8 protein-coding genes and 2 pseudogenes are annotated in these 7,194 nt (G+C 55.3%); 3 read left to right on the forward strand and 7 right to left on the reverse strand.

The genetic code is table 11. From position 1 onward, the window contains the following. Positions 1–711, reverse strand: a 711-nt coding sequence (locus B2W52_RS00525; RefSeq protein WP_286800991.1) for a threonine aldolase family protein, incomplete at its 3' end; no start/stop codon positions are given. Between the two features lie 196 nt (positions 712–907). Between B2W52_RS00525 and B2W52_RS00530 the strand changes: the two genes are divergently transcribed. Beyond that, entirely contained in the window at positions 908–2,545 is a 1,638-nt protein-coding gene (locus tag B2W52_RS00530; protein WP_227507810.1) for a LemA family protein, read from the forward strand. Between the two features lies 1 nt (position 2,546). Here B2W52_RS00530 and B2W52_RS00535 read toward each other — a convergent pair whose 3' ends face one another. Continuing rightward, on the reverse strand, positions 2,547–3,245 hold the full coding sequence (locus B2W52_RS00535; protein ID WP_008173771.1) for a crotonase/enoyl-CoA hydratase family protein: 699 nt from the start codon (positions 3,243–3,245) through the stop codon (positions 2,547–2,549). Positions 3,246–3,372: 127 nt separating this feature from the next. Next, positions 3,373–3,606, reverse strand: coding sequence for a hypothetical protein (locus B2W52_RS00540; protein ID WP_008173769.1), 234 nt, complete (start codon positions 3,604–3,606; stop codon positions 3,373–3,375). A 151-nt stretch (positions 3,607–3,757) separates the two neighbouring features. Here B2W52_RS00540 and B2W52_RS00545 point away from each other — a divergent pair, with 151 nt between their 5' ends. Beyond that, positions 3,758–3,952 carry a type II toxin-antitoxin system VapB family antitoxin gene (locus B2W52_RS00545; protein WP_008173767.1) on the forward strand — a complete coding sequence of 65 codons (195 nt, stop codon included), beginning with the start codon at positions 3,758–3,760 and terminating at the stop codon, positions 3,950–3,952. Further along, the gene (gene vapC / locus B2W52_RS00550; protein WP_008173765.1) at positions 3,949–4,350 is read left to right on the forward strand and encodes a type II toxin-antitoxin system VapC family toxin; all 402 of its coding nucleotides are present in this window, start codon (positions 3,949–3,951) and stop codon (positions 4,348–4,350) included. Before B2W52_RS00545 ends, vapC begins: the two co-directional genes overlap by 4 nt. A gap of 556 nt (positions 4,351–4,906) precedes the next feature. Here the strand turns inward: vapC and B2W52_RS00555 are convergent. From B2W52_RS00555 to lspA, 4 genes and pseudogenes are all read right to left on the reverse strand, one after another. After that, a pseudogene (locus B2W52_RS00555) lies at positions 4,907–5,629 on the reverse strand (IS1380 family transposase); the annotation flags it as partial. 5 nt (positions 5,630–5,634) lie between these two features. Further along, positions 5,635–6,003, reverse strand: a pseudogene (locus B2W52_RS00560) (heme lyase NrfEFG subunit NrfE); the annotation flags it as partial. Between the two features lie 108 nt (positions 6,004–6,111). Then, entirely contained in the window at positions 6,112–6,750 is a 639-nt protein-coding gene (locus B2W52_RS00565) for a peroxiredoxin (protein ID WP_011784900.1), read from the reverse strand. A gap of 99 nt (positions 6,751–6,849) precedes the next feature. Continuing rightward, positions 6,850–7,194 (reverse strand): signal peptidase II (gene lspA / locus B2W52_RS00570; protein ID WP_286800977.1); only part of this gene is annotated, 345 nt, incomplete at its 5' end.

Below are 7,194 nucleotides of genomic sequence, written 5' to 3' on the forward strand. Positions count from 1 at the left end.
GTTGAAGAACACCACCGCCTCACCAAGCGCCAGGCCGTTCTTGGTGCCGGAAAAACAAAGAACATCGACACCGGCTTTCCAGGTAATTTCCGACGGATGTACATCCAGCGCAGCCACCGCATTGGCGAAGCGGGCGCCATCCATATGGATATTGAGCTTATGGTGATCGGCGACCGCCCGAATAACCCTGAGCTCCTCGGGTGTATAGACCGTCCCGACCTCTGTGGCCTGGGTCAGGCTGAGCGCCTTGGGCTTGGGGTAGTGAATATCGGTCCGCTTGGTTACCAGGTGCTCGATACTCTCCGGTGTCAGCTTGCCGTTCTCGCCCTGCCCCAGAAGCAGCTTGGCGCCGTTGGAGGCGTACTCCGGGCCGCCGCATTCATCGGTTTCAATATGGGCCAGCTCGTGGCAGATCACGCTGTGAAACGACTGACCGATCGAGGCCAGGGCCAGAGAATTGGCGGCAGTGCCATTGAACACGAAGTAAACGTCACAGTCGGTATCGAACAGCGTCCTCAGGCCATCCGCCGCCTTTTGCGTCCAGCTGTCCTCGCCGTAGGCTGGTTCATCCATCCGGTTGGCCGCCTCCATGGCTTTCCAGGCCTGCGGGCACACACCGCTGTAGTTGTCGCTGGCAAATTGCTCGGACTGGGACACAACGCGCTCCTGAATTCTGAAAGGAAAGCCTTTAACGTTATAGGAACCACCCATCATTGCCAACTTGCGTTCCATCCCAATTCGGGTGAGGCCGGGGGAATGACAAAGCCCGATACTTTATACTCTTGCCCCTGAAAGCCAGCAGACCAAGGACTCTCCCGCCATGGGGCGCTTCAATATCGCCAGTATTCCCGGCCGGATTATCACCGCCATTATCGCAGTCGCCTGCCTGGCAGGCAGCTAATATGCGATGACGACCGGGCTCAGCCAGCTCACCGAAGCACGGCAACTGGAACGCCTACCAGAAATGCCCGTCGGCGCTTTGACCACAGGCCCCTATGTGATCGCAGGCAAGGTCACGGATCAGTTGGGAACTCTCGAAACGCCCTATTCCAACACCGAGGCGGTCTACTATCGCTACAAACTCGAGGAGGAATATCGCGACTCCGACGGTGATCTGCGTATCCGCACCCTGGATTCCGGCGCCCGCGGCGGCGACTTCCAGCTCAGGGACCAGACCGGCTCAGTCATTGTAGCTCCGGGCAGCGATCTGGAAGAGGTCGAATGGAATCTGGAGCGAACCTATCGCAATCAGTCCGGCCGCAGAATCTACTCGGAGTGGGCGCTCATTCCCGGACACACGGCGCGGGTAATCGGCCAGTACAGCAGCGAAATCGGGGCAGTTACCTTTTATGGCCTCGAAGACTTCAGCCTTCCGGCCATGGTTTCCCGGAACACGCTGGCCGTGGACAGTGGCGACCGGTTCTTCGAGGCAGCCATCCGCATTTCCATCGCAACTGGCTTTCTGGCTCTGGGTATCGCGCTGTCCCTTCCGTTGATCAAAGTTCACCGGTTCTGGGTCTATGTTCTGGTAATGGCCATTGCGGTGTCCGGTACGCTCTCGGTGCTTGGCATCAACAAGCTCCGTCAGGAATGGTCTGCCATCGCCGATTTGTATGAGGGCCGATACCAGCACGCCTGGACCAGCCGCCGACTCGCCGCAGCCAGCATTATTGCTGCCCTGTTGCTCTTGTGGTTGTCGATCCGGACCGTCAAGTTCAAGCGCCTGATCGAAGCGGTACCTACCAGCAGCACCCGGGGACTCAGTTTTGGCGTCTCGGAGCTCAAGGCAATTGTGGATGTCGATGAAGACCATCCCCCGCTCAGGGATCCACTAAAAAACGAGAAATGCGTGGCCTTCGACTACAAGGTTGAAGAAAAGCGGGGTTCCGGAAAAAACGAAAAATGGCGGGTTATTGAGCATCGGGAAGAACTAGCGCCTTTCTGGCTGGAGGACAGCGAGGGAAAGGTTCTCGTCCAGCCAGACGGTGCGAAGATCGAATACCCGCAGTACCATTCGGAGCGCCGGGGCGACAGGCGTTACACCGTCCGCTTTCTCGAAACCTTCGTGAACGTCTACTGCCTGGGTTTTGCCGGCCTGGATCGGGGGCAAGGGGCTTTGCGGGCATCGGCCAATATCGACACCATTCTCCAGCAACGCCATGAGCTGTGGCCCAACCTGGAGAAAATCGTAAAGGCGTCTCTGGCCCACGAAAAACAGCTGCTGAAAGCCATTGCCCAGCTACGCAGTGCGGACCCTGTCGAGATGAGTTCGAAGGGCCAGGCCGACAAGCTTATCCAGTTTGAACAGAACGTAACCAATGCCCTCCAGGCCCGGATCGAGGGATATCCGGACCTGAAGAACAATGAGGACATTCAGAAGTTCATGTCGATCATGGCAGAGACGGAAAACTACCTTTCGCTCTTGCGAAACAGCTACACCGAGAGCGCCATGATCTACAACACCCGGATCCAGTCTTTCCCTGACGTGATCCTGGCAAAACTGTTCCGTTTCCGCGAAGCACCGCAGTTCAGTTCGGAAACGTGAGCTAGCCGTTCAGGCCAAGGTGCTCGGCATCCTGCTCGATGCAACGATCCAGCAGCGCCAGATAGTCCGCTTTGGCCTTCAGCTTGGTTTCACGATGGGCGCGCATGTTCAGGGTTTTGAAATGCTGCGCCAGCTCGGTGGCCCGCTCAACCAGCTTGTCCTGGGCAACCACCTCATCCAGGAACCCCGCCTCTACTGCCCCTTCCGGGTTGTATATCTCAGCGTTCACGACCGAACGGTAAAAGTGGGCGGGCGCCAGTCGATGGCGGGCAATTTCAATCCCGGCGTGGTGCATGGTCATGCCGATTGCCACCTCGTTCAAGCCAAGCTTGAAGGGCCCCTCAATACCAATGCGGTGATCCACTGACAGCAGAATGAACGCGCCCTTGGCAATGGCATGGCCGCTACAGGCACCAATAATCGGCAACGGGAATGCGGCCAGACGCCGGGTAAAGCTGGAGCCGGTTTTTACCAGCGCGGCTGCTTCTTTCGGCCCCTTCTGCATTTCTTTCAAGTCGTACCCGGCAGAGAACACGCCTGGCTGGCCGGTCAGAATCACAACCGCCTTGCCCTGCTCCGCCCGATCCAGCGCCGCGTTGAGCCCCTCGAACACTTCCTGGCTCAGGGCGTTGGCCTTGCCATTGCTGATGGCAATCGTTGCTACACCATCTTTCAATTCATAACTAACCAGCTCAGTCACCTGTTCTACCTCTCTACCGCAATTAAAGTGAGCGTTTGTTTACTTCGCTGGACATGATTGTGGGTTAGGCGCGTCAGAGATTCAATATCCATTGGTCATGTCGCCCAAACCTGGTCGAAATTTGAGATCACCATCGCTTATCTACCAAAACACTGCCTTCAGCATCTTTCTGGACAAGTGTTTGCGTTCTTTTAAAGCCTTTGATGGCTGTGTGATCGGAGTGCACAACTGAACCTACGACTTCTCCTGCCTTGTTGATGACGGAGTATGTGTCGATTTCTGTTTCACCCAAAGGTCCTTTAGTTCTGCTGCCCTCGAGTTTCAGTTCTTCACCCGGATTAAGTCTTACTCTATCTCTCATGGACGGGTATTTCCTTTACAACGCCCGGCTCACGCGCCGGTTTGTAGCCGCGGAGGCGGCGGAAAATCGGTCGCTGTGCAGCCGATTGTTATGTTCTCCTTGAGATGCTAGATTGTGTATAAAAGTCGAAAAGCATACACATAGGTGCATCATGAGAACTAACATAGTCATTGACGACCAGTTAATGGCCGAAGCCCTCAAAGCCTCCGGTTACGAAACCAAAAAAGAGGCCGTCGAGCAAGGCCTTAGACTTCTAGTCCAGCTTAGCAAGCAGCAGGAAATTCGAAAGTTACGTGGCAAGATCAAGTGGGAAGGCGATTTGGGCGAAATGCGAGCTGCCCGATGATCCTGGTAGACACCAGCGTCTGGATCGACTATTTCAATGGGGTCGACAACCCGCAAACTGATCTGCTGGATGCCTCGATAGTTCAAGGTTCGGTTGCTATTGGAGACCTCATATTTTTGGAAATCCTCCAAGGCATCCGCAACGACAAACAGTATCGCCAAACCAAGCAAAGCCTGCTCGCTCTGGATCAGTATGAAATGTTTGGCAAAGAAATGGCAATTAAGTGCGCCGACAACTATCGGGCACTACGAAAAAAAGGCATCACGATCAGAAAAACTGCCGACGTGATCATCGCGACATTCTGTATAGAAAAAGAGTTGCCCCTGCTGTTTTTGGATCGCGACTTCATCCCCTTTGTTGATCACCTTGGACTTGAGCCTGCTCTGAGAGAAACATAACAGCAATTAGGCAGCGCGCTTTATCATTGCAGAAATTTGACTGTGTCACTATTACTGACTTTGAAACATCAATAACGCTGCACTTAAATCGATAAAACAGGAGCTTAGCCGAGCATGGTCATCTCTGCCACGTAATCATTCAGCGTCTGCAATTTGCTCCGCCAATCATACTGGATGAAATGGCTGTGATTTGCTTGGAGGCTCTGACGTAAATCCCTCACTCGAACGTTCGCTTTTGTTTACGACTGGAGAAACCTGATCGAAACCCCAGGGTGATCCTCGACTGGAGCTGACAGCGTCTGCGGCATCCAGGAACCAAGGAGTCTAGTTACGCATCTAACCCGAACATTTCATAAACACCCCAAGCAGCAGCCACGAAATTTTCTCGGTTAGCCCATTACGCCCAGATATGAGAATTATTAGTGTAGTATGCGCGCCAATGTCGCTCTGATGTCATCCAGTCACCGGCCTTAAGTGTTTATTATTTGATCAATTCCAGCGTCCGGGCGAGGGAAGGCCTCCCGAGCCCGAGATGGAGGTGAGCGCCGACAGCGGCTCAGCCGGTGTTTAACCTGGGCCGAGGCAGGCGATATAACCGTTCGGTGACTGTGTGCAGAAGGGCCTTGACCGGGCAGCTACCTGGCAGGTGGAGCTTGATGCGGTCTTTGTACTGCACCACCCGTACGGCCAGCTTGAACAGCTTGATGATGACCGTCGAGGGCTGGGCCTGAGACAACTCGGTGCCTTGCAACAGTTCGGCGCGCAAGGCGTGATGCAGTACATAGGCGGCGCAGGAGAAAAACAGGCGCAGGTGGTTGGCCGCAAAGCGGCAATCCGAGGTGCGGTCGCTGGCCAGGTCGTTTTTCATCATCTTGATGAAATTCTCGTCCTGGCCCCGGGCGCAATACAGCTCGGCGTACAGTATTTCCGGGGTTGACTCTTCCAGGGAGGTGACGACGAAGCGGGGGTTATCGCCGAGGGCCATGGTTTCGGCTTTCAGGACAGTGCGAAACGCCTGTGGCCAGGAACGGGCCTGATAATCGATCTCGTGGAAGGTGCGCGAGCGTTGCGGCGGGGCCTGTTCCGCGAGGCGAGCGTTATGGCAGCGGGTATCGTGCAGCCGCCGGGTGGATTGCAGGTGTGGCTCGGCCAGTTTTTTCAGACGGCTGTTGCCGGCCAGGCCGAACAGAAAATCGGTGTACGGATCGTCGAGCGCCAGTTGCATCAATTCCACGTTGGCGAAATGAGCATCACCACGCAGCAGGATGCGGGTCTCGGGATATCCCGTGGCAACTGGCGGGAAAACAGACTGACGGCAAAGCCCCAGCCACTGAGAATCAGACTCCATAACAGCACCGAGCCTTCATGAGAGCCCCAGACGGCGGTGAACTTGTAGTACCAGGGCAGCATCGAGTTGGAATTACGGGCCACATAATCCACGCTGAAATCATCCAGAAGAAAACTGGCGGTCAGGCTGGCATAAGAAATCAGTAGAAAAACAAATTGCCCCCATGCCATAGGCTCTGCAAATGCCATCCACAACGGGCGCCGGGTGGCGGCTCCCAGCAAGGGCACGGTCGCCTGAAGCAGCGGCAGGCAAAGTGCAATCAACAACGCGAAGAGACCAACTTCAGGGATTGTCAGGGTAAGCATTTCGGGGCCGTGTTCGGTTAAGGGTTCGGCGATGACCGAACCTATCGGTGAGGGGTTCTCAGGTATCGCTTCGTCAGCCAGCCGCCCGGCTGGCTGACGAACTCCCTGTTACTTCCGACCAGGTTGGCGGGTAACGCGCAGATACGGTGTCTGCTCATCCCATCCGTCAGGGAAACGCTCTTTGGCCTCTTCGTTGGAGAGCGACGGAACGATGATCACATCCTCGCCATTCTTCCAGTCCACCGGCGTGGCCACTTTGTGGTTGTCGGTCAGTTGGAGCGAATCAATGACGCGCAGGATCTCGTCCAGATTGCGCCCGGTGCTGGGCGGATACGTCAGCATCAGACGGATTTTCTTCGCGGAATCGATAATAAATACCGTTCGAACAGTCACCTTGGGGTCGGCTTTTGGATGGATCATTCCGTACAGGTCGGCAACCACCTGATCCTTGTCTGCCAGCAGGGGAAAATTGAGCCCGGCGCCCTGGGTTTTCTCGATATCCTTCACCCAGTCGTTATGAGAGTCGAGCGGGTCGACGGAGACCCCGATCAGCTTCACACCGCGACTGGCGAACTCGTCCTTACGCTTGGCGAAGGCGCCGAGCTCTGTGGTACAGACGGGGGTGTAGTCGGCGGGGTGTGAAAACAGTACGGCCCAGTCGTCTCCCAGCCACTCATGAAACTGAATGTTTCCCTCGGTGGATGCCACGGTGAAATCGGGAGCGGTTTCTCCAAGTTGCAATGTCATCGTTTCATTCTCCTTTGCTTTGGCTGTCGTTCTTGGTTTGTCAGCACAGACGATATCCTTAAAGTCAACTTTAAGGTCAAGGCGTTTGTCAGATGTTTCTTAGCCTGATCCATCGAGCTCGACGTTCGTGCCCGATTTTTCGGGTATGAAACTGACATAGAGGAAAAGCACGGTGCCCAGCACAATGGCGATATCGGCAAGGTTAAAGGCTGGCCAGTGCCAGGATTGCCAATAGACATCAAAGGAATCCACAACATAGCCACGAAATATCCGGTCAATCAGGTTGCCCATGGCACCGCCAAGAATAAGGCTGTACGCGATGGCTTCTCCCCTGCGGCGGCACTGAACAATCAGCCTGATCAGTACAAATGAGACAACTACCGCGACTGTGATAAGAAAGTATCGCTGCCAACCTCCGCCATCGGCAAACAGGCTGAATGCGGC

Source organism: Marinobacter sp. UBA2498 (assembly GCF_002341575.1).
In the GTDB taxonomy this organism is placed as follows: domain Bacteria; phylum Pseudomonadota; class Gammaproteobacteria; order Pseudomonadales; family Oleiphilaceae; genus Marinobacter; species Marinobacter manganoxydans.

Coding starts and splice junctions, on each gene's coding strand:
- B2W52_RS00530 (WP_227507810.1), top strand. CDS start 908: ATGACGACCGGGCTCAGCCAGCTCACCGAAGCACGGCAACTGGAACGC.
- B2W52_RS00540 (WP_008173769.1), bottom strand. CDS start 3,606: ATGAGAGATAGAGTAAGACTTAATCCGGGTGAAGAACTGAAACTCGAG.
- B2W52_RS00545 (WP_008173767.1), top strand. CDS start 3,758: ATGAGAACTAACATAGTCATTGACGACCAGTTAATGGCCGAAGCCCTC.
- vapC (WP_008173765.1), top strand. CDS start 3,949: ATGATCCTGGTAGACACCAGCGTCTGGATCGACTATTTCAATGGGGTC.
- B2W52_RS00565 (WP_011784900.1), bottom strand. CDS start 6,750: ATGACATTGCAACTTGGAGAAACCGCTCCCGATTTCACCGTGGCATCC.